Origin of the sequence: Aeromonas sp. 600282 (assembly GCF_049175755.1) — a bacterium.
Lineage (GTDB): Bacteria > Pseudomonadota > Gammaproteobacteria > Enterobacterales > Aeromonadaceae > Aeromonas > Aeromonas veronii_A.
The window spans coordinates 76582-98739 of sequence record NZ_JAAKVR010000008.1 but is presented as its reverse complement, the minus strand read 5'-3'; the positions used below and the strand labels follow the sequence as shown (position 1 = coordinate 98739).

At 60.7% G+C, this 22158-nt stretch carries 22 protein-coding genes; 15 read left to right on the top strand and 7 right to left on the bottom strand.

Annotated features, from left to right (window positions below):
• Nucleotides 1-57 precede the first annotated feature (57 nt).
• The gene (locus G5137_RS09760) at nucleotides 58-1197 is read right to left on the bottom strand and encodes a M20 family metallopeptidase (protein WP_216954207.1); all 1140 of its coding nucleotides are present in this window, start codon (nucleotides 1195-1197) and stop codon (nucleotides 58-60) included.
• 84 nt (nucleotides 1198-1281) lie between these two features.
• Complete coding sequence (dcuC, locus tag G5137_RS09755) at nucleotides 1282-2658, bottom strand: C4-dicarboxylate transporter DcuC (RefSeq protein ID WP_216954209.1); 1377 nt, start codon at nucleotides 2656-2658, stop codon at nucleotides 1282-1284.
• Between the two features lie 285 nt (nucleotides 2659-2943).
• On the opposite strand from dcuC, the gene G5137_RS09750 reads away from it, so the two are divergent.
• From G5137_RS09750 to G5137_RS09715, 8 genes are all read left to right on the top strand, one after another.
• Nucleotides 2944-3258, top strand: a complete 315-nt coding sequence (locus tag G5137_RS09750) for a hypothetical protein (RefSeq protein WP_005337929.1) — start codon at nucleotides 2944-2946, stop codon at nucleotides 3256-3258.
• A 318-nt stretch (nucleotides 3259-3576) separates the two neighbouring features.
• Nucleotides 3577-3927, top strand: a complete 351-nt coding sequence (locus tag G5137_RS09745) for an ArsC family reductase (protein WP_005337930.1) — start codon at nucleotides 3577-3579, stop codon at nucleotides 3925-3927.
• A gap of 19 nt (nucleotides 3928-3946) precedes the next feature.
• Entirely contained in the window at nucleotides 3947-5074 is a 1128-nt protein-coding gene (dapE, locus tag G5137_RS09740; RefSeq protein ID WP_266134435.1) for a succinyl-diaminopimelate desuccinylase, read from the top strand.
• On the top strand, nucleotides 5071-5760 hold the full coding sequence (locus G5137_RS09735; protein ID WP_421255302.1) for a M15 family metallopeptidase: 690 nt from the start codon (nucleotides 5071-5073) through the stop codon (nucleotides 5758-5760). Before dapE ends, G5137_RS09735 begins: the two co-directional genes overlap by 4 nt.
• Nucleotides 5757-5903 carry a hypothetical protein gene (locus tag G5137_RS09730; protein WP_005337933.1) on the top strand — a complete coding sequence of 49 codons (147 nt, stop codon included), beginning with the start codon at nucleotides 5757-5759 and terminating at the stop codon, nucleotides 5901-5903. Before G5137_RS09735 ends, G5137_RS09730 begins: the two co-directional genes overlap by 4 nt.
• Before the next feature lie 280 nt (nucleotides 5904-6183).
• Nucleotides 6184-7911 carry a potassium/proton antiporter gene (locus G5137_RS09725; RefSeq protein WP_421255301.1) on the top strand — a complete coding sequence of 576 codons (1728 nt, stop codon included), beginning with the start codon at nucleotides 6184-6186 and terminating at the stop codon, nucleotides 7909-7911.
• A 43-nt stretch (nucleotides 7912-7954) separates the two neighbouring features.
• Nucleotides 7955-9058, top strand: coding sequence for a beta-N-acetylglucosaminidase domain-containing protein (locus G5137_RS09720; RefSeq protein WP_421255300.1), 1104 nt, complete (start codon nucleotides 7955-7957; stop codon nucleotides 9056-9058).
• Nucleotides 9059-9211: 153 nt separating this feature from the next.
• The gene (locus G5137_RS09715; RefSeq protein WP_236346475.1) at nucleotides 9212-10420 is read left to right on the top strand and encodes a cation:proton antiporter; all 1209 of its coding nucleotides are present in this window, start codon (nucleotides 9212-9214) and stop codon (nucleotides 10418-10420) included.
• 70 nt (nucleotides 10421-10490) lie between these two features.
• On the opposite strand, the gene G5137_RS09710 is transcribed toward G5137_RS09715, so the two are convergent.
• Entirely contained in the window at nucleotides 10491-11123 is a 633-nt protein-coding gene (locus tag G5137_RS09710) for a LysE family translocator (protein ID WP_069554739.1), read from the bottom strand.
• A 232-nt stretch (nucleotides 11124-11355) separates the two neighbouring features.
• Here G5137_RS09710 and G5137_RS09705 point away from each other — a divergent pair, with 232 nt between their 5' ends.
• The 3 genes from G5137_RS09705 (at nucleotide 11356) to G5137_RS09695 (ending at nucleotide 13978) form a co-directional block, all read left to right on the top strand.
• Complete coding sequence (locus tag G5137_RS09705) at nucleotides 11356-12978, top strand: methyl-accepting chemotaxis protein (RefSeq protein WP_421255299.1); 1623 nt, start codon at nucleotides 11356-11358, stop codon at nucleotides 12976-12978.
• 176 nt (nucleotides 12979-13154) lie between these two features.
• Entirely contained in the window at nucleotides 13155-13685 is a 531-nt protein-coding gene (locus G5137_RS09700) for a DUF1523 family protein (protein ID WP_005350438.1), read from the top strand.
• Entirely contained in the window at nucleotides 13682-13978 is a 297-nt protein-coding gene (locus G5137_RS09695) for a winged helix-turn-helix domain-containing protein (protein ID WP_005344341.1), read from the top strand. The genes G5137_RS09700 and G5137_RS09695 overlap by 4 nt, the downstream gene beginning before the upstream one ends.
• 185 nt (nucleotides 13979-14163) lie before the next feature.
• Here the strand turns inward: G5137_RS09695 and G5137_RS09690 are convergent, their stop codons facing one another.
• The gene (locus G5137_RS09690) at nucleotides 14164-14631 is read right to left on the bottom strand and encodes a hypothetical protein (protein WP_005350434.1); all 468 of its coding nucleotides are present in this window, start codon (nucleotides 14629-14631) and stop codon (nucleotides 14164-14166) included.
• A gap of 33 nt (nucleotides 14632-14664) precedes the next feature.
• Nucleotides 14665-15600 carry a pyrimidine-specific ribonucleoside hydrolase RihA gene (rihA, locus tag G5137_RS09685; protein ID WP_421255298.1) on the bottom strand — a complete coding sequence of 312 codons (936 nt, stop codon included), beginning with the start codon at nucleotides 15598-15600 and terminating at the stop codon, nucleotides 14665-14667.
• A gap of 222 nt (nucleotides 15601-15822) precedes the next feature.
• Here rihA and G5137_RS09680 point away from each other — a divergent pair, with 222 nt between their 5' ends.
• Nucleotides 15823-16551, top strand: a complete 729-nt coding sequence (locus G5137_RS09680) for an RluA family pseudouridine synthase (protein WP_421255297.1) — start codon at nucleotides 15823-15825, stop codon at nucleotides 16549-16551.
• Between the two features lie 153 nt (nucleotides 16552-16704).
• Here the strand turns inward: G5137_RS09680 and udp are convergent, their stop codons facing one another.
• The gene (gene udp / locus G5137_RS09675) at nucleotides 16705-17460 is read right to left on the bottom strand and encodes a uridine phosphorylase (RefSeq protein WP_005337975.1); all 756 of its coding nucleotides are present in this window, start codon (nucleotides 17458-17460) and stop codon (nucleotides 16705-16707) included.
• Between the two features lie 382 nt (nucleotides 17461-17842).
• On the opposite strand from udp, the gene yiaY reads away from it, so the two are divergent.
• The 3 genes from yiaY to G5137_RS09660 all read left to right on the top strand — a co-directional run bounded on the left by yiaY (nucleotide 17843) and on the right by G5137_RS09660 (nucleotide 20268).
• Complete coding sequence (gene yiaY, locus G5137_RS09670) at nucleotides 17843-18994, top strand: L-threonine dehydrogenase (RefSeq protein ID WP_005359322.1); 1152 nt, start codon at nucleotides 17843-17845, stop codon at nucleotides 18992-18994.
• A 137-nt stretch (nucleotides 18995-19131) separates the two neighbouring features.
• Complete coding sequence (bamE, locus tag G5137_RS09665; protein WP_005337980.1) at nucleotides 19132-19470, top strand: outer membrane protein assembly factor BamE; 339 nt, start codon at nucleotides 19132-19134, stop codon at nucleotides 19468-19470.
• 168 nt (nucleotides 19471-19638) lie between these two features.
• Nucleotides 19639-20268 (top strand): NAD(P)H-binding protein, encoded by a 630-nt coding sequence (locus tag G5137_RS09660; protein ID WP_421255296.1) that lies wholly within the window; start codon nucleotides 19639-19641, stop codon nucleotides 20266-20268.
• A 159-nt stretch (nucleotides 20269-20427) separates the two neighbouring features.
• On the opposite strand, the gene G5137_RS09655 is transcribed toward G5137_RS09660, so the two are convergent.
• The gene (locus G5137_RS09655) at nucleotides 20428-22122 is read right to left on the bottom strand and encodes a pyridoxal phosphate-dependent decarboxylase family protein (protein WP_421255295.1); all 1695 of its coding nucleotides are present in this window, start codon (nucleotides 22120-22122) and stop codon (nucleotides 20428-20430) included.
• Nucleotides 22123-22158 lie beyond the last annotated feature (36 nt).

Sequence of the window (22158 nt, the reverse complement as noted above, 5' to 3'; positions counted from 1 at the left end):
AGTGGAGCGGACCAATTTTGAGCGGGCCATGATGACCCGAACAAGGGATAAACCGGCTTATTTCGCCAGCTTGCCCAGCACCCGCTGCAGCAGGCGGATGCGCGGCTCGATGCTGTCCAGCAGCAGGAATTCCGCCTCCGAGTGAAAACCGCCCCCCATGGGGCCGAAACCATCGAGGGACGGCACCCCCGCGGCGGCGGTAAAGTTGGCATCCGAACCGCCACCGGCCTCCAGCCAGTTGAAGGAGATCCCCTCCTCTTTCGCAGCCGCCTCCACCAGCGCCATCACAGCTTCTGTATCGCCGCTCGGGCGCATCGCCGGCTTGAAGGTCTGGCGATCCACCTCGACCCGACAGCCCGCAAGGAAGGGGTTGTTGGCCATAAAGGTGAGCCGCTCGTGCACCGCAGCGGCCTCTTCGTTACTCCAGAAACGCAGATCGACGATTGCCTCGGCAAAGTCGGGCACCACGTTAACGCCGGTGCCGCCCTGTACCACGCCGACGTTCATGGTGGTGCCCGTGGTCATGTTGACCTGCTCGTTAATGGCCAGCACCCAATGAGCGAGTTCTGTGATGGCAGAGACCCCTTCGGTCAGAGCCGAACCGGCATGGGACGCCTTGCCGTGAAAGGTGATGCGGTACTTGGCATTGCCCTTGCGGGCGCTGATGAGATCCCCGTTGGGGCGCGCCGCTTCGGCCACCAGCACGCAGCCGCTCTGTTTGGCCTTCTCCACCAGCCAATCTTTCGACCAGGGGGAGCCAATCTCTTCGTCGCAGTTGCAGCAGACCAGCACCTTGAGCTTGGCCAGCTGCACCGGATCCATCTCTTTAAGTGCATACCAGATAGAGAGCAGGCCACTCTTCATGTCCGAGACACCGGGGCCAAAGGCTTGATTGCCTTCGATTTTCAACGGGCGCTTGGCCGCTGTTCCCTCGGGGAAGACGGTGTCCATGTGGCCCACCAGCATCACGTCGTAGTGAGCGGCACCCGGTGCATTGGTTGCCTCGAGGCAGGGGCCGCACTCGGCAGCAAACTGGTGGCGGGTCACCTGCCAGCCGATGGCCTCATATTTCTCGGTCATGATGTCGGCCACTTTGGCCACCCCGGCCGGGGTGCGAGTACCGCAATCGAGGTTGATGAGCGGGGCCAGATCTGCCAGGTAGGCATCCAGAGAAAAAGCGTTGCGAGAGTCTGTCATTGTCATCTCCTGGGACGGGAGGGCAGGCCTCCCGTCCGACAGCCGAGTGAAAGGGGCGGACAGCTCGTGCCGTCCGCCACCCGCTTACATAAACAGCAGATAGTTGAGGGTCAGCGCCGTCACCAGCGCCCCCGCCATCGGCACGCTGGTGCGTTTGACCACGGTAAAGGGCGACACCTTGGCAATCCCCGCACAAGCGATCAGCACCGCCGCGATGGGAGAGATGGTGCGGCCGATACTGGAAGCGAGCTGCATCGGCAGCAACATGGTCACCGCAGGCACGCCAAACTTGGCCGCCACCGCCGGTGCCAGGGTCGAGAAGCTCAGGAACGCCGCGTTGCCGGAGCCCATGATGACCGCCGCCACCATGATGAGGCCCACCATCACCAGGGTCATCAGGCCGCTGCCGATACCGGCATTGCTGGCAGAGTGCAGCAGGGTATCGATGGCGCCGATGGCCTTGAGAGATTCGGCAAACAGCTCGGCACAGACGATGAGCGCCACCACAGGGCCAAACACCTTGCCCATGCCATCGAGGAAGCTCGACAGCCCCGCGAATGCGGTTCGCACCGAGCGGCTACGCAGCAGCTCGCACAGCATGCCGATAAAGACCGACAGCAGCATGGCCACCTCCACGCTCATCTTGATGTCGCTCACCAGCAGCTTGGAGAAGGTCATCATCAGCACGAAGGGGATTATCGGCAGCAGGGCATACCAGGTGGGCGCCTGCACGCTCTCGGTGCCCTGCTCGTCCAGCTCGGCGTGATCGCCGCGATGGAGCGCAGGATCCCAGCCATCCTTGCGATCGCAGTGACGCTGCCAGAAGAAGTGCAGCACCATGGTCACCAGCAGCATGGGGGCCACCAGCCAGATCTGGTAGTCGACGAAATAGCTGGTCGGATCCATGCCGGATTGACCGGCGGAGAAGATGGCGTTGGTCTGGGTCGGGCCAATTTCAAACGCCTGGGAGGTGGCGATGACACCACAGGCGGAGGCCGGGCTGATGCCGAGGTTGCGCATCACCGGATACATGGTGACCATCAACAACAGGCCAAGGCCGGTGGCGGAGGTGACGAACAGGGAGACAAAGACCGCCACCAGATAACAGATGGCGAGCATCAGGTAGCTGGACTGGATGCCCGCCACCGGCTTGACCGCCACCCGCACCAGCGCCTGAGAGGCCCCGATATGGGACATGTAAGTGGCAAAACCCGCCACCGCCATGATGGTGAGGCCGAGGCCCGCCGCGCGGTAGGAGAAGATCCCCTTGAACACTTCGAACAGGTCGAACAGGGCGAAGCCGGTGCTCTTGTCAGCGGGGAGAATGGGGTGCAGCCCCAACCAGTAGGCCACTGCAAAAATGGCCATGCCCGCCAGCGCCAGCACCGCCTGCGGGTTGTAATCCTTGATGATGCCGTAGACCACGGCGACCAGAACGAGCAAGACGAATAAAAGTTCCAATATTCACTCCTGATAAATTTATCGAGGAGCGAAATCTAGTGATCTGACTACTGTTTGCCTTTGATCCCCATCAATAAAGGTGACGACATTGGGCTTTGACAGCACAATATGTTAGCCAAGTGCCAAATTTTCGTTTTTTCACCCACAGAAAAACCTTTACCATTCTCGGAAAGAGAATTGTGTGACGCGACTCCCCTCTTTTTTGCGTTGGATCAACATATGACGGCGCCGAACTGGCGAAGATGCGCTTCGACATATAGCGACCATTTCGCGCCGGAGAGAGTTATGACAAGCCAAGCCACCGCAGGTGCTTCGACCTGTGACTACAAGCTGTGGGACATCCTCGTCGAGTCTGCAAAGGAACGCACTACCATTCGTTACTCCAAACTGGCCAAGCAGGCCGGGCTGGAGCAGTGCCAGGATGAACTGCGCACCCTGCTGCAACGCATCCGCATGTACTGCACCGAAAACAACCTGCCGATCCTCTCCGCCATCGTGGTGGACGACGTGGGCAAATACACTGGCCTCTCTTCCAGCCTGCCTGATGCACCCTGGGAACGGGCCCGGGTCTTTGACCATGAGTGGACCACCCTGCACTGATTGAGGTGCTTGATGATGCCGACCAAAACGCGCCCACTGGCGCGTTTTGGCTATCTGGCGTTTGCCCCCTTCTCATTTTCTCCTGCAATAGTCGATCTTCTCCCGCAATACCCAACCCCATCGGGCACGCCAGCCCCACAGCTTCTGACCTTGTGCTCAAAATCGCCGTTCAGGTGTGACCAGTCCCGGTAAAACCCGCGAGCCTGACCATCGGCGTTGCCATGGGATTGCCACAATGCCAGAATCGGGCCCTTGCACTCTGTTGATTCGGATTTTCGGGCGCGGCCACGGCCAGCGCCCACAAGAGAAGGACTCCCCATGGCCATCACCCTCTATGGCATCAAGAACTGCGACACCATCAAGAAAGCCCGCAAGTGGCTGGATGAGGCCGGTATCGACTACCGCTTTCACGACCACCGCGCCGACGGCCTGAACCCGGACGATCTGGACAGCTGGCTGGCAAAACTCGGCTGGGAAGCCCTGCTCAACAGCCGCGGCACCACCTTCCGCGCCCTGCCGGATGAGGCCAAACAGGGGCTCGACACCGCCAAGGCGCGCGCCCTGCTGCTGGAACATCCGGCCATGATCAAGCGCCCGCTGCTCGACCGTGACGGCGAACTGACCCTGGGTTTCAAGGCTGATCACTACCAATCCCTCTTTTCCCGTTAAGGACAACTAAGGACAACTGATGTCGGATGTCATCGCACTGGCCAAGGATCTGATCCGCCGCCCCTCCGTTACCCCCCTCGATGAAGGGTGCCAGACCCTGATGGCGGAGCGCCTCGCCAAGCTCGGGTTTGTCATCGAGCCCATGGTGTTTGAGGACACCACCAACCTCTGGGCCCGTCGTGGCAGCGAGGGGCCACTGTTCTGCTTCGCCGGTCACACCGACGTGGTGCCCGCCGGGCCGCTGGACAAATGGCACACCCCGCCGTTCGAGCCGACCATCAAGGATGGCGTGCTCTACGGACGCGGCGCCGCCGACATGAAGGGCTCGCTGGCTGCCATGGTGGTGGCGGTAGAGCGCTTCGTGGCCGAGCATCCGGATCACACCGGGTCCATCGCCTTTCTCATCACCTCCGATGAGGAGGGGCCCTTTATCAATGGCACCACCCGGGTGATCGACACCCTGGAGGCCCGCAACGAGAAGATCCGCTGGTGCATCGTCGGCGAGCCCTCCTCTACCGCCGTGGTAGGGGATGTAGTGAAGAACGGCCGCCGCGGCTCCATCACCGGCGATCTGCTGGTACGCGGGGTGCAGGGCCATGTGGCTTATCCCCATCTGGCTGACAACCCGATCCACAAGGCGGCGCCAGCGCTGGCCGAACTTGCCGCCACCGTGTGGGATGAGGGCAACGCCTACTTCCCCCCCACCAGCTTCCAGATTGCCAACATCTCGGCCGGCACCGGCGCTTCCAACGTCATTCCGGGCGAATTGCACGTCCAGTTCAACTTCCGCTTCAGCACCGAACTGACCGACCTGGATATCCGCGAGCGGGTCGAGGCGCTGCTGGATAAACATGGCCTCGATTATCAGCTGAGCTGGACCCTCTCCGGCCAACCTTTCCTCACCGATACCGGCGCGCTGCTTGATGCGGCCGTGGCGGCCATCGAGGCGGTGAACGGTCAGCGACCGGCCCTGCTCACCACTGGTGGCACCTCCGACGGGCGCTTTATCGCCCCCACCGGCGCCGAGGTGATTGAGCTCGGGCCGGTCAACGCCACCATTCACAAGGTGAACGAGTGCGTGAAGGCGGACGATCTGGATCTGCTGGCCGACATGTACCAAGGGGTGCTCGAGAGATTGCTGGCATGACGCAGGAACAACTGCTGGGGCTCGACGAGAGCCACCTTATTCTGGTGGGGCGCGGCCCCCATCGGCTGACCGCCGCCACCGCGGCGGCCTTCAACGACATGCAGGTGGCGGCCGCCTACGAGGGGTTCAACCTGCAGGCGGCCTCCAGCTGGCGCAGCTTCGAGCGCCAACTCGCCATCTGGAATGGCAAGTGGCGCGGCGAACGGCCACTGCTCGATGCCCACAGCCAGCCCATCGACGCCCTGCAACTGAGCGACGAGGAGCGCCTCCACGCTATCCTGCGCTGGAGCGCCCTGCCCGGCACCAGCCGTCACCACTGGGGGACCGATCTCGATATCTACGACCCGGACTGCCTGCCCGCCAATACCAAACTGGCACTGGAGCCGTGGGAGTATGAAGCCGGGGGCTGGTTTGCAGGCTTGAGCGAGTGGCTCAGCGACCATATGAGCGACTTCGGCTTCTTCCTCCCTTATGCCAAGCCGGTCGGGGCAGAGAGCGGGGTCGCCTACGAGCCCTGGCATATTAGCTTCTCGCTGGAGTCCGACGAGCAGCGACTTGATCCCGCGGCACTGGCGCTTTGCCTGCAACAGGCGGATATTGAAGGCAAGTCGACCATATTGGCCAACCTTGATGAAATTTTGGCCCGTTATGTCACCACCTGTCCTGACGAAAGGAAAATCCCATGAATCTCTGGCTGTGGATAGGGTTGCCGCTGCTGTTCCTGCTCGGGCTGTTTCTCAATGCCATCAAAGACATGAAACGGCTGGAGAAGCAGTTGCCCAACTACAAGGACAAGATCCGCGAAGTAAAGGATGACGAGGACGACTGAATCCCGCCCCCATCCCGTGGGGAGCGCCCTTGTGCTCCCCTCTCCCTCTGCTGTGCCGTTTCGCTTTTCCCCGCCCTCTCCTCCCTGCGCATCCTGAAATCGACGATCCTTTGACTCCGCTTTCGTTAACCCCGTCACAGTCAGAATATGGCGCGGCCATGCTGAAAAAAGGGATGAAAAATGTAAGAAAGTGAAAATTGATGCACAAATAAGCCACACAAGGGGGGCCTAACTGCATATAATGTGCCTACTTTGCACATTACCAGGAAGGAGTTCGCCCTTGGATGCCGCTACCATCAACAGTTTCTTTTTTGTCGCTGCCCTGTTGGTGGGAGCCAGCGTACTGTTGAGCGCCCTCTCTTCCCGCCTCGGTATTCCCATTCTGGTTATCTTCCTCGCCGTCGGCATGCTGGCCGGTGAGGATGGCCCTGGTGGCATCCACTTCGCCGACTACTCCATCGCCTATCTGGTGGGCAACCTGGCGCTTGCCATCATTCTGCTCGACGGTGGCATGCGCACCCGGGTCTCCTCGTTTCGGGTTGCACTCTGGCCTGCCTTGTCGCTGGCGACAGTCGGGGTGGCTATCACCACCGGCCTGACGGGGCTTGCCGCAGCCTGGCTGTTTGACCTCAACCTGATGCAGGGGATGCTGATCGGCGCCATTGTCGGCTCCACCGATGCGGCGGCGGTCTTCTCCCTGCTCGGCGGGCGCAGCCTCAACGAGCGGGTGAGCGCGACGCTGGAGATAGAGTCGGGCAGCAACGATCCTATGGCAGTGTTTCTTACCGTCACCCTGATCGAGGTGCTCGCCACCGCCCAGCAAGGGCTGGATGGGGGCTTCCTGCTGCTGCAACTGGTCAAGCAGTTTGGTCTTGGCTCCGGGATCGGCCTTGGCGGCGGCTGGCTGCTGTGGCGCCTCATCAACACAGCCCGCTTGGCGCCGGGGCTCTATCCGCTGCTCACCGTCAGCGGCGGTCTGCTGATCTTCGCCCTCACCACGGCGGTCGGTGGCAGCGGCATTCTCGCCATCTATCTCACCGGTCTGTTGCTCGGTAACCTCGCCCTGCGCAGCCGCAGCACCACATTGTCGGTGCTGGACGGTCTGACCTGGCTCAGCCAAATCGGCATGTTTCTGGTGCTGGGGCTGCTTGCCTCCCCCCACAAGCTGCTGCCCATCGCCCTGCCCGCGCTGGCGCTGGCGATGTGGATGATCCTGTTTGCCCGCCCGGTGTCGGTCTGGATCGGGCTGCTACCGTTCAAGAACTTCGCCCCCCGCGAGCGCTGGTTTATCTCCTGGGTTGGCCTGCGCGGCGCCGTGCCCATCATTCTGGCGGTGTTCCCCATGATGGCGGGGCTGCCCAACGCCCAGCTCTACTTCAACGTCGCCTTCTTTGTAGTACTGGTCTCGCTGATTTTGCAGGGCAGCTCGCTACCGCTGGCCTCAAAACTGGCGCGGGTGGAGGTACCGGCACCGCCGTCGCCCATCAACCGCTCGGGGCTCGAAATCGATCTCGACAGCCAGTGGGAGACCTTCGTCTACCAGCTGGGGGAAGAGAAGTGGTGCATCGGCTCGCCACTGCGGGATCTGCAGATGCCCACCGGCACCCGGATCTGCGCCCTGTTTCGTGGCCGCGAGCTGCTCCACCCCTCGGGTAGTACCTGTCTGCAGGCCGATGACATCCTCTGCGTCATCGGTCACGAACGTGACCTCCCCGCCCTCGGTCAGCTCTTTAGTCAGGCACCGGAGCAAGATCTCGGCCCCCGCTTCTTCGGTGACTTCCTGCTGGAAGCGGCGGCACGGCTGGTGGATCTCGCCCCTCTTTACGGGCTGGATGTGAGCGAGGTGGCGGATCAGACACTGGGCGATTTTATTGCCAGTCAGTTGGGCGATAATCTGGTGGTCGGTGACAACATCGAATGGCAGGGCCTGATCTGGACCGTGGCCGAAATGGACGAGAGCGTGCCGAGCAAGATCGGGGTGCGCTTTCAGGAAGAGGACCCGGTCTGACTGACCGTCCCGTATCAAGTCCCCAGCAAGAAGGGAGAGAGTTATGCCATATCAAAGTTTGCTGTCCGGCCCCCTGCCCCCCGCTGCCAATCTGGGGGTCATTGAAGGCTTTTTTGGCAAGGGATGGAGCTGGCAGGCCCGCGCCCGCTACGCCCAGTGGCTGCCACGCCACGGTTACGGTTTCTATATCTATGCACCGAAAGAGGATGGCTATCTGCGCAAGCACTGGGCCCTCCCCTGGCCCGAGCAGCAGCAGGCCGATCTCGCCGAACTGGCGCGCCAGTGCCGCGCCAACGGCCTCGCCTTCGGGGTGGGCTTGAGCCCCATGGGGGCTCATCACGACTACGATCGCAAACGCTCGGCGCTGCTTGAGAAAGTGCGCCTCATCGACGAGATGCTCCAGCCCGATATCCTGGCGGTGCTGTTTGACGACATGAAGGGGGATACCCCGGATCTGGCCCGTCACCAGCTCACCATCGCCCACGATATCGCGGCCCACAGCAAGGCGACCCGCCTCATCTTCTGTCCCAGCTACTACTCGACCGATCCGGTGCTGGAGAAGGTGTTTGGCGCCATGCCTCCCCGCTATCTGGAGGAGCTTGGCGAGCAACTCGACCGCCGTTTCGAGATCTTCTGGACCGGCCCCAAGGTCTGCTCCAGCGAATATCCGGCCAGCCACCTCAAGCAGGTGACCGACCTGCTCGGCCGCAAGCCCTTCCTTTGGGACAACTACCCGGTTAACGATGGCAGCAAGGCGAGCAGCTACCTGCACCTGCGCGCTTTCGAGAACCGCCCCACCGAGCTGGCGGAGCTGGTCTCTGGCCATGCGGTCAACCCGATGAAGCAGGCGGCGCTCTCCGCCCTGCCCCTCGCCACCCTGCCAATGAGCTACCGACTCGGCAAGCAGTACGACCCCGGCAAGGCGCTGCACGCCGCCCTCAACGCCACCTGTGGCCCGCAGATCTCGGCGATGATCGAGGCCGACCTGCCGCTGTTTCAGGACATAGGGCTGGCCCAGCTGACCCCTGAGCAGGTGGCCCATCTCAAGGCCCGCTACCTGCCGTTTCGCGACCAATCCTGTGTCGACGAAATCGTGCGCTGGCTGGATGGGGAGTATGTGTTCGACCCCGACTGTCTGACCGATTGATCTGCCTCGGCAGGCGTGATGGGCATAGCCACTCTGGACAAGGTGTGCGCACAGTTACGGCAACGAAGAGTTAATCACTGAGAATATCGGGCATAACCCGGGGCCAGGATGGCAGTTAAACAGCCCTGACAAGATGGTTTCAAGGGAGCTTGTATGGATACACATCTGCTTTACCAGAATCTGGCGGTGATCGCCGCCTTCTTGCTGATCTACAGCCTGATCGCGGGGCGCTTCGAATCAAAACTGGTCAACGGCCCCCTGCTCTTTCTGCTGACCGGCTGGTTGCTGGGGCCTGGCGGGCTGGAGCTACTCTCCCTCTCTATCGACAGTGACGGCATCAAGCTGCTGGCCGAGCTGACTCTGGTTATCGTGCTGTTCAACGATGCCGCCAACACCAACTGGCAAGTATTGCTGGCCAACCGGCAGCTCCCCATCCGGCTGCTGATGATCGGCCTGCCTCTTACCCTGCTCTGTGGCGCCCTGTTTGGTCACTGGATCTTCCCCGACCTGCCACTGCTGGAGATGGCTATCCTCTCCACCATTCTTGCCCCCACGGATGCGGCGCTCGGCAAGGCGGTGGTAAGCAACCCGGCCGTACCGGCACCGGTGCGTGAAGGGCTCAATCAGGAGAGTGGCCTCAACGACGGCATCTGCGTGCCTGTGCTGCTTCTGCTGCTGGCTCTTATTGCCCCCACCGAACAGCATGCAGGCACCGCCACTCTGGCCCTCACCCTGATGCTGGAGGAGATCGGCATTGGCCTCCTGGTCGCTTATGTACTGACCAGCCTCACTATCCGGCTGCTGAAAATCTCCTATCTCAACGGCTGGCAACTGCCGCTCTGGCGCCAGCTCACCATGCCGGGGCTGGCCCTGCTCTGCTTTGCAATGGCCCAGACTCTCGGAGGGAGCGGCTTTATCGCCGCCTTCGTTGGTGGCCTGCTAATGGGACGCCGCCTGGGCGAGCACAAGCACGCCTATATGGACAGCTGCGAAGGCTACGGCGACCTGCTCTCCGTGGTGATCTGGATGGTGTTTGGTGCCACCCTGATGCCTATCCTGCCCGAGCTGCTGCACTGGCAATACTGGCTCTATGCCATTGCCAGCCTCACCCTGCTGCGGATGGTGCCGGTCTGGCTGAGCCTCATCGGCACCGGCCTCAAGCCCGAGCTCAAGCTCTTTATCGGCTGGTTCGGGCCGCGGGGCCTTGCCAGCATCGTCTTTGCAGTGATGGTACTGCAAAACCAGCCTGCCCTTATCGGCCAGCGGCCCATCATCGCCACTGTGCTCTGCACCATCATATTGAGCGTCGTCCTGCACGGCCTCACCGCCAACCCCTGGGTCGAGCGTTTCAAATCCCGCTGAGCTACTCGCCCATAAAAAATGCCACCGACCGGTGGCATTTTTCTTTGGTGGCATGGGTCACTGACGGCTCTTAACCGAGCGCCAGCCAGACCCCCACTCCCAACATCAGGGTACCGGCGATGCGGTTCATCAGGGTGACGTTGCCGCTCTTGGCGAGGAAGTGGCGCAGGGTGCGACCGCCGCTGGCGTAGAGCAGCAGGCAGGAGAATTCGATGACCAGGATCAGCGCCACCAGCGCGCTGATCTGCGGCGCCATCGGCTTGTCGGCGGAGATAAAGGGGGGCAGCAAGGAGATCATAAAGGCCCATCCCTTTGGGTTGGCAATGGCGGTGACAAAGCCCTGCACCGCCAGCCCCATGGCGCTGGTCTGCTGACCGGCCGAGAGATCCGCCGGAATGGCCATCTTCCCCTTGGCCTGCCACATCTGGATACCTAGCCACACCAGATAGGCGCCACCTACGTATTTAAAGGCGGCGAAGATCCCCGGATAGTTGAGCATGATGGCAGCGACCCCGATCACCGACAGCACCGAGACCAGGCCGACGCCGATCAGCTCCCCCCACATCATGTGCAGGGTGCGACGCACACCCAGGCTCATCCCCAGCGTCATCGACAGGGTCATGCACATGCCGGGGGTCACCGAGACAAAGAAAAAGGTCGGAATAAACAGAGCCAGAATGGCCGGATCGATCCAGCTGGACACAGCACACCTCCATATGACGAGAGCGAGAAATCACGAAAACGGGACAGGGTTGACGCAACCCGGCCAGTTGTACCACATATTCAGGGGATTAAGCGCTCAATCATGCCTATATGGCGCCTTTCGCACAAGGAAAAACCTTTTCTTCAGCAAATTTCAGCAATAAAAGACTGTGACAGCTCCTGACGTAGATGTGTAATATGTCAGCTCCTCCCATTTCGGATTAGAGCCATTTATGTCATTGAATAATCTATCAATACGTGTCCAGGTCCTGATACCGCTGCTGCTGGCCAGCCTGCTGATGATGGTAATGATCGCCATCAGTAAACAGGGGCTGGACGATGCCATCCGTGACATAGATGAGACGACCCAGAGCGTAGTCCGGCACAAGGACGATATTGCCACATTGATCCACACCACCTACCGGCTGCGCACCAGCGCCATCTATGGCCTCTACGATGCCAAGCTGTTTGCCGCACTGCCCGCGAACCTCAACAGCGCCGAGCAGGAGATCAATGCCATTCTCGGTCGCTTGGTTGTCCCCGGTGCCGAGCAGGATAACCGTCAGGTTGCTGCCGCCCTGCAGGCCTACCTCAGCCACACCCGAAATAATATGCTGCCGTTACTGGCAGAAAAGCATCAGGGAGGTGGCGATCCGGTCGCCTACGAGGCGGCCCGCCTCCATTTCCGCGAACTGGGTGAGCAGCTGATCAAACAGATCGACAGTATGTCCGCCCACATCAACCAATTGATCCAGCAAGAGCTGGCCGAAGAGCAGGCTCACTATGACGCCACCCTGCTACGTACCCTGCTGCTCACCGCTGGTACCCTGCTGGCGGCGCTGATCTGCGGCTGGGTCCTCTCCGGTCGCATCGTCAGCCCCATCGGTCAGCTGCAAGAGGTGATGCACGCCGTGGCGCAAGGGCGCTTCAACGTGCGCGCCAAAGCGGAGGGCAACAACGAGCTGACCCGTCTGGCCAAAGATATCAACCTCACTCTGGGGCAACTTGGTAGCACCATCGAGAACCTGACCGGGATCAGCAACAGCGTCGCCTCCGCCGCCACCGAGCTGGCCGCCGTGATGACCCAGGCTGAAGCCAACGCCCAGCAGCAGCACAGCGAGATCGAACAGGTCGCCTCCGCCGTGACCGAACTCTCCAGCACAGCAGACAACGTCAACCACAACGCCGCCATCGCCGACGAGCTGGCGCGGGATGCCAATGGCCGGGTCGAACAGGGGCTCGCCCTCTTTACCGAAAGCATCGCCGCCAATAGCCGGATGGCAGGCAGTCTGGAAGATGCTGCCGCCATCGTGGCTCAGCTCAAATCCCAGTCCGAGCAGATCGGCAAGGTAATTGAAGTGATCCAGGGGATCTCCGAGCAGACCAACCTGCTGGCGCTCAATGCCGCCATCGAAGCGGCCCGTGCCGGCGAAACGGGTCGTGGTTTTGCGGTGGTGGCCGACGAGGTGAGAATGCTGGCAGCCCGTACCCAGGACTCCACCAAGGAGATCCAGGCCATCATCGAGCGGCTGCAGAGCCAGTCCCAATCCGCCAACAACGGCGTGCAGGAGACCCTGGAGATCCTCGGTCATAACCAACGCCTGTCAGCTCAGGTGCAGGATCTGCTGAGTGGCATTACCGGTGCCGTACGCCAGATCAACGACGCCAACGCCCAGGTCGCCACCGCAGCCGAGGAGCAGTCCTGCGTCACTGCCGACATCAATCGCAACATCACCAATATTCACGAGATCGTGAGCCAGAGTTCCGCCGGCATCAGCCAGAGCGCCAGTGCCAGCAACGAACTCTCCCAGCTCGCCGAGCAGCAACGCAAACAGCTGGCCCAATTCCAGCTGTAAGCGCACGACGTGAACCAGACAAAAAGGCCCGCAAGGGCCTTTCTTGTTGATGGAGCAATGGCTTTGTCTCTGTTTTAAACGCCATTTTTTGGCCGTTGGTGCCATAAGGGGCTGGGCTGCCCTGTCAAATATCGGTATGGTAGAGGCACGTTACTCCCCCCTCACGTGAGCACACCATGAGCCTGAGATTCAAGAAACCCGCTTTTATCGCCCTGGGGCTCATCGCCCTCATTTCCGCCGCCTGGCTCGACTACTACCTGCCGGAGCACACCATCGCCACCATCACCGGGGTGGAGGTGAAGCGCACCGACAAGGATGGCCCCATCAGCCAGAAGAACCCGGCTGACGGCCCCACCACCGACGTCTATTACATCTACACCGAGCGCCCCGGCGAGAAGATCCGGGTGTTTCGCAATGAAGATACCGAGTGGGGCTGGCCCTTCTACTTCAAGTTCAACGCCGCCGACGTCCAGGCCAAGGCCAAGTCCATGGAGTTCGAGAAACGCCTGGCCATCATTACCTCCTACGGATGGCGCGTGAACATGTTCTCCATGTTCCCCAACGTCACCAAGATTGAGAGTACCGAGCCTGACGCCTCCACCTGGAGCTTCTTCCGCTGGTTCTGGTTCGGCCTCTGGGCGCTGGTGATGGGCAAAGCCGCCATCGCGACCTGGCGCTACTTCGATCGCCTCGAGGACGAGCTATGAGTGAGCCGAGCAAGACCCGCACCAGCTTCTACCGGCGGCTCTACGTGGCCTGGCTGATCAGCCAGGGCACAGATACGGTGCCTGCCATTATGGAGGCGACCGGCATGCCGCGCCGCACAGCGCAGGATACCCTGAGCGCGCTGGCCGAGCTCGACATCAGCTGCGCCTTCGAGCAGACCGAGGGGGCTCGCCACCTGCAGGGACACTACCGCATCAGCGACTGGGGCCCCATCAACCCAGCGTGGATCAAGGCTCAACTGCCGCTTATCAAAGAGACTTTGAGCTATCCCTGAAATGATGTCGAGTCAGGCCTGCGACTGGGGAACCTATTGCAATCCGGCATGGATCAAGGCCCAGCTGCCTCTTATCAAGGAGACGCTGAGCTATCCCTGATCAGGGCGCTAAGCAACAATAAAAAAGAGGGGCCAGCCGGCAAGGCTGGCCCCTCTATTTCAGGCCGATAGCATGACAGGTAGTCCTACTCAGGCATGGCCGAATCCTCAAGTTCCCCATCAGACTCGCCGCGGGTGCAATCGATGATGGAGCGCTTGGGGTTGTTGGGATCGCGCAAAAGCAGAGGGGCTGAGCCCTCGTCATGCTTCTGCTCGTCGCCAAACTCGCTGCCGTAGGCGTTGTGGGTCAAGCGGCGGGCATTGGCGATGGGGGTATCGACAAACAGGGCGTGCACTTCGAAGCTGGAAGCGGGCACGATAAAGCCGACCACCGGCAGGCCGTGCAGCTCCTCGTGCACCTTGTACCAGGCAAAGCCGTCGCTCACCTTGTAGGGGGTGTAGTTGGCCAGTTGTAGATTGGCGGGCCTGCCCGTCTCATCCACATAGAGATCGGTAAATTCACAGGTCGCCAGCCCCTGCCACATCCGCTCGAATGGCGTTGCACACCCTGTCAGTTGCAACCCGGCCAGCAGCACCAAGCCTCTCTTCCACATTCCCCGCCCCTTCTTGCAAAAATGAACCGGCGCTCAGTCAAACGCCCGCAGCCGCGTCACCAGCAGATCGATAAAGCCCGGACGATCCAGCCCCAACAATACCAGCGTATTGGCTGGCTTGCCGGTCAGACCATAACGATCCACCACCGTCATCCCCACGGTATGCTCCCCGCTGGTCTCGATATCGACCCGGCACTCGACCCCATGGAACAGCTCGGGAGCCAGCAACCAGGCAATGGTACAGGGGTCGTGGAGCGGTGCACCAGCAAATCCCCACTTGGGATCCCGGTGGTAAATCATGAAAAAGTCGAGCAGCCTGGCCACGCACTGGGCCACCGGATTGGTGATGGCGCGCACCCGCTCGATATCCTCGTCCATCACCTGCGCCTCATGAGTCACATCGAGGCCACACATGGTAATTGGGATGCCCGACTTAAAGACCATATCGGCCGCTTCCGGGTCCACATAAATATTGAATTCCGCCGCAGGCGTCCAGTTGCCAGCCCCTGCGGCGCCCCCCATCAATACGATGCGGGCAATCTTGGGTTTGAGCTCGGGATGAGCCGCCAGCAGCAGGGCGATATTGGTCATCGGCCCAGTCGGCACCAGAGTCACGGGCTCCGGGCTCTCGCGCAGGCACTTAGCCATCAATTCAAGCCCAGTCATGGCCTGCGGCGCAAAGGCAGGATCAGGCAGTTTGGGGCCATCGAGCCCAGATTCGCCATGGACGTTGTCGGCAATGATCAGCTCGCGGGCCAGTGGTTTCGGCGCCCCGGCCGCCACCGGAATATCGTCCCGTCCCAGCAGGGTGAGAATGCGCAGGGCATTGTTGAGGGTCTTGTCCGGCGTCTGGTTGCCCGCGCTGGTGGTAACCGCCAACACCTTCAGTTCAGGGCTGGCCAGCGCCAGAATCAGGGCGATGGCGTCGTCGTGGCCGGGATCACAATCGAGAATAACGGGCAGTGCCATGGGATGAGTCCTTACAACATAACAGGGAGCCATACCTTAACAAGCAAGCCTCGGATGAACTCGGGAAGGGGTCACAAAACGGGGCCTTGTTGCTGACCTGGGCGGTTTGCACTGTACACCGCCTCGCTCAACACGGCTCATTATCAATAGGTTGCATGACGTCATTCCGTTCATTTTCCGAGGCTGCGCACCACCCATTCGCCCGGCCGAGCCGGTTCGGGTATGATCGCACCCCGTTTCCAGCCTGTGCCACCTATGTCCGTTATCGTCGACACCTTTATCGCCCCGCCCTGCAAGGCCGCCATCGAGATCCTGTTCGAGGATGAACACCTGCTGCTCATCAACAAGCCAAGCGGCCTGCTGAGTCTGTCGGGCAAAAATCCGCAGAATCTCGACTCGGTTCATTATCGACTGGTGCAGGATTTCCCCGGCTGCACCCTGGTGCATCGCCTAGATTTTGGCACCTCAGGCATCATGGTGGTCGCCAGAAAAAAGGCCATCAATGCCCTGCTCTGCCAGCAGTTCAGCCAGCGGGCGGTGAGCAAAGCCTACAGCGCCCTGCTCTGCGGTCATCTGATTGACGACGAAGGAGTTATCGACGCCCCTATCGCCAAGGATCCGGCCCTCTTTCCGCTGATGAAGATCTGCGCCGCCAGCGGCAAACCCGCCCGCTCCCGCTATCGGGTGATTGAGCGGCTGGCGCAGCAGATACAGGGGCAGACCGTGCCACTGACCCGGGTACGACTGGTGCCGGAGACCGGCCGCACCCATCAGCTGCGCATCCACAGTCAGCTGCTGGGTCACCCCATCCTCGGCTGCGATCTCTATGGTGGCCTGCTGCCAGCCAGCTGCGAACAGGCGCCGCGGCTGATGCTGCACGCCAGCGAGCTGGATTTTACTCATCCGATGAGCGGCGAGCCGATGCAGATCCGCTGTGCAGCGCCTTTTTAGGGGCAATAGGTAGAGGCAGCCAGCAGAGACAACCAGCGCAAGTGCGACGGGATCAGTGAAAGGCGTGACGGGAGAGGAAAAGCGGTAAACGGCGGATAAAGATAGGGGCCGCGCTTTCGCAACGGCCCCCACCCCCCACTCTTTGTGGTGCTATCAGATCAGCTTGCGGGCAGCGCCCAGTACGATCTTGATGGCATCAGATTCGGTCTTCGCCATGGTCTCGGCGTTCGGGATCTCTTGCTGGGTGCGGTTGACGATAACGCCAGCCACCATACCGGCACGCAGGCCCTGGCTGGAGCACATGGTCAGCAGGGTTGCAGATTCCATTTCATAGTTCAGCACGCCCATGGCTTGCCACTCTTTCATGGAACCCTGGAAACGGCTCACTACGCGGCCGGATACGGTATCGTAACGCTCCTGACCCGGGTAGAAGGTGTCAGAGGAGGCAGTCACACCGATGTGCAGCTTGGAGCCCATCTCTTTGGCGGTGTTGACCAGCGCGGTGGTGCAGTCGAAGTCGGCAACAGCCGGGAACTCCATCGGTGCGAAGTGCAGGCTGGCACCGTCGAGGCGCACGGAACCGGTGGTCACGATCACGTCACCCACGTTCAGGTGCGGCTGGATGGCGCCGGTGGTGCCGATACGCAGGAAGGTGCGGATACCCAGCTGGGCCAGCTCTTCTACCGCGATGGAGGTGGACGGGCCACCAATACCGGTAGAGCAGATGATCACGGCCTTGCCGTCCATCTCGCCGCGCCAGGTAGTGAATTCACGATGGCTGGCCAGGTGCACCGGGTTATCCAACAGCTCTGCGATACGCTTCACGCGCTCGGGGTCACCGGGGACGATCGCCAGGGTGGCGCCTTGCAGATCCGCTTTCTTCAAACCCAAGTGAAATACATCAGACATATTGGACTCCTGGTTGCCCCCTGCCAGCATGGTCAGGGCACAAGTTAAGATGATTCTTTATGATACTTTCAAGCCTTTACCCCCCTCTTCGGGGAGGCGCCAACTATGGTCGAAAGCGCTTTCCAATTCCTTGAAGCGCCTCACACTTCCACGCATTGACAGTGACAAACATTGTGCAAAACGTTTGCTAACTCAATGAAATAATTGACAAACGTTTTTCTGCCAATCGAGTCAGATGCGGGAAAGTCAAGCCTGGTTCAGCGCTTAATTAACGACTCGTGATCGACCCCGTAAAGTTGTAAACAAGATGCTTTTGTATCCCTTTCTAGATGGTAGCCTAGCTCTCAACTACCACTTAATGGCTAACTACAGGAAGTCCATCATGGCTACATTCAAATTCTATATTCCCGCAATCAACCTGATGGGTGCCGGCTGTCTGCAAGAGGCTGCCGCCGATATCAAGGGTTACGGCTATCGCAAGGCGCTGATCGTCACCGACAAAATCCTCAACCAGATCGGCGTGGTCGCCAAGCTCACCACCCTGTTGGCTGAACATGGCATTGAAAGCGCTGTTTTCGATGAGACCAAACCCAACCCCACTACCAGCAACGTCGAAGCGGGTCTGGCCATGATCAAGGCCAACGGCTGCGATTGCGTCATCTCGCTGGGTGGCGGCTCGCCCCACGACTGCGCCAAGGGTATCGCGCTGGTCGCCGCCAACGGTGGCAGCATCAAGGATTACGAAGGGGTGGATCGCTCCGCCAAGCCACAGTTGCCGCTTATCGCCATCAACACCACCGCCGGTACCGCCTCCGAGATGACCCGCTTCTGCATCATTACCGACGAAGCGCGCCACGTGAAAATGGCCATCATCGACAAACACGTTACCCCGCTGATGTCGGTCAACGACCCCGAGCTGATGCTGGCCAAGCCAGCCGGTCTCACCGCCGCCACCGGTATGGATGCCCTGACCCACGCCATCGAGGCCTATGTCTCCACCATCGCCACCCCGGTAACCGATGCCAGCGCCGTGATGGCCATCGAGCTGATTGCCAAGCACCTGCGCACCGCCGTTCACCATGGCGATGACCTGCATGCCCGCGAGCAGATGGCCTACGCCCAGTTCCTGGCCGGCATGGCCTTCAACAACGCAAGTCTCGGCTACGTGCACGCCATGGCCCACCAGCTGGGCGGCTTCTATGACCTGCCCCACGGTGTCTGCAACGCCGTGCTGCTGCCCCACGTTCAGGCGTTCAACGCCCAGGTAAGCGCCGCTCGTCTGAAGGATGTGGCCCGCTACATGGGGGTGGACGTGAGTGCCATGAGCGATGAGCAGGGCGCTGCCGCTGCCATTGCCGCCATCAAGCAGCTGGCGCTGGATGTGAAGATCCCGGCCGGTCTGGAGCAGCTCGGCGTCAAGGCCGATGACTTCGATACCCTGGCCAGCAACGCCCTGAAAGATGCCTGCGGCTTCACCAACCCGAAACAGGCGAGCCACGAAGAGATCGTCGCCATCTTCCGCGCTGCAATGTGATTGTTGCCTGATTGCCAGAAAGGGTCGCAGTGCGACCCTTTTTATTGGCTGATGGATCAATGGCTTTTTACTTCCGTGGAGGGAGTCGGTATGATTTGCCGAGCCAAAAAAGACTGTATGGATGATCTGAACTCGATATGCGGATGAAACACCTGATTGCCGCGGCCTTGACCGCCCTCACCCTCTCCGGTTGCAGCCTGGTCTATCGTATCGATATTCCCCAGGGCAACTATGTGGAACAAAAACAGGTCGACAAACTGCGCCAGGGGATGACCCGCGAGCAGGTCAGCTATGTACTGGGAACCCCCATGCTGCGTGACGGCTTTGATCCCAACACCTGGTACTACCTCTATGAGTTCCAGCCGGGCCACGGCGACAAGGAGCGCAAGGAGCTCACCGTCACCTTCGCCAATGACAGGCTGACCACAGTGACGGGTGACTTCCCGCTGCCAGCAGCTTTCAATACCCCGCTCTGATATACCGCAAAACCGGCCTCGTGCCGGTTTTGTTTTATCCAGCCTCCGCACTATGTATCCCGCCCGTTATCCTGTCAGGGAATGTCGTGTCATATCCTCCCATTGCAGCTGCCTGCAAATTGGCTGATGCTGATCAGAACCATCATCGAATGAAACCGGGAGAACACCATGAGCCGGATCCTGATTGCCGGAGCCAGCGGCCTGATCGGTCGCGAACTGGTGCAGCAACTGCCTGCCGAACATGAACTGACCCTGCTCTGTCGCAAGCCGGGCAAGGAAGCGCACCACTGGCTACCGGTCAATTTTGATGATCTGGCCAGCGTCACACTCTCCAGCCCGGTCGATATTGCCTTCTGTGCCCTCGGCACCACCCGCAAGGAGGCGGGCTCTGCCGAGGCGTTTCGCCGGGTCGATCTCGACTATGTGATAGCCTTTGCCGAACTGGCCCGCCGCCACGGTTGTCAACGGCTCATCGTGGTCTCGAGTATGGGGGCCAACGCATCCTCCCCAGCTCTCTATCCGCGTACCAAGGGGGAGATGGAGCAGGCCCTGCTGGCCCAATCCTGGCCACGGCTCGCCATCGTGCGGCCCGCCATGCTGCTCGGAGATCGCCAGCCACCGCGCCTCTCCGAGCAGATTTTTCAAACTATCTACCCGCTGTTTCGGCCGCTGCTGGTGGGCAAACTCGCCCGCTGGCGCGCCATCGAGGCCCGTCAGGTGGCCCGCGCCATGATCGCCCTCTCGAAACTGCCCGCCGGGTGCGAGATTGTCGAGAACGAGCAACTGCTGACCCTCTGAACTAGGCCTTCCCTACTACTTACGCACAGTGCTGCAAAAACAGAGCCGCAAAAACAGCAGGGCAAGCCAATTGGCTTGCCCTGCTGTTTATCTGTTGGCGAGGTTCCCTGACAGCCTCTTGCCGTCACAGGCCGCGCTCGGCTGTCAGGGCAATATCCATCAACCGCGAATATGGTCGATAAAGGCGTCGATCTGCTCGCGAGTGCAGGCGGGGTTCATAAAGACCGCCTTCTCCCCAGCGATGTAGGAGTACTTGCCACGGGCGTCATAGTCGGAATGGGCCACCGCCTCCACCCAGTTGGTGTAGAGCCCCACCTTGCCGCGCCCCTTGAACAGGCTGCGGTGGTAATCGGTATTGCGCTGCAGTCGCGCCTTGTAGGCAGGGTCACTGGAGCGGGCCAGCTCGAAGGCAAATTCGGCCTCCGGATCGCTCACCCACTCGGGGTTGTAGATCTTGAAGCCGACACTCGGCCCCTGATTCTCCTGCGCCACCAGCTTGACGTTGCCAAGCTGACTCAGGCGATAGCGGAAGTAGTTGGCATTTTGCAGGCAGTGGGCCAGCACGATGCGATACCCCTCCACCCCCATATAGTTGAGCGCCGCATAGGCACCAAACAGACCGCTCGCGCCGCGGGAGCACTCGATGGTGGATTGCAGGTGGGTCTGGCCCTGAATGTCCCGCTCGAAGTAGGAGAAATTCTCCGGGTCATTCTCCATCGCCTTGAGGTCATCCTGCTCTTTAATCATCACCAGACTGGAGGTGTAGGGTACATAGCCCCACTTCTGGAAGTCGACGGTGAAGGAGTCGGCATATTTGAGCTCGGCAAAGCGCGCCACGTTGCGCTCGATCCCCGCCAGAGTGGCACTGTTGATGGCGAGCGGGTTGGCGGCAAAGTCGTAACCGAGGAAGAAGATCATCGACCAGCCGATGGCGGCATCGACGTGGATATGGGGCTTGACCGTCACTTCGAACTGCTCGCAGAGGCGATTGCGCAGCTCGAACACGGGTTTCACCTGATCCACCCCGAAGGTGTCGGTGGTGCCCATGGTGAGCATGATGGTAGGCACCACGTGTTTCAGGGCAAAACAGGCGGTCAGGGTGCGTTCGAGGTGGTCGAGATCGATGTCATTGTTCTCCCCCACCTGAATGCGGATGGTCTTGTTCTCGATGTCGACCCCGAGCAGGGAGAGGTTGGTGATGTTGGAGTAGTGACCGCCCTGGGAGTTGATGATGCGGTAATCCTGATAGTGGCCGAGCCCCTTGTGCTTGGCTTCGGGCAAGGTTTTGCGAATGCCGAGCAGGTAGCCGTAGAGGTTACAGAAGGTCCCCCCCTGGGTGAAGATGCCGGTGGCACGCTCGGGGTCATAACCCGCCAGCAGGGCAATCTGGCGCACCACCTTCTTCTCCAGCTCCTCGGCGACCCCGGCATATTCGGAGTAGACCAGATTGGGGTTGGCCAGAATGCCCAACTGGGCACCGTAAATGGCGGGATCCGCCGACATGGTGATGACGTTCTCGACGCTGGAGGGGTTCTCCCAATCCTTCGATAGAGCAGCGGCAAACAGCAACTCGGCCATCGGCTCGCCCGGGGTGCGCATGGTGGCGGGCACCGGCATGGTCTCGCAGAGATCGGCCAGGCGGGCACGGCCATCAGGCCAGGCGTTCAGGCGGGCATCCGGCGCCAGGCCACGGGCCCGAAATTCGTTGAGGGTGGCAAATCCGGGTTCGCGAAAAACGGGCCAGAGATCGGGATTACGCGAGAAAAAGTTGGCTTTGACGGTGGCGAAACGGGCGGAGAAATCGGGGTGGACGGCATTGACGCTGTCGTCTTTAAGATAAACTAAGTCACTCATTTTTATACCATTAGTACAGCAAATGTGCGGCCGTTA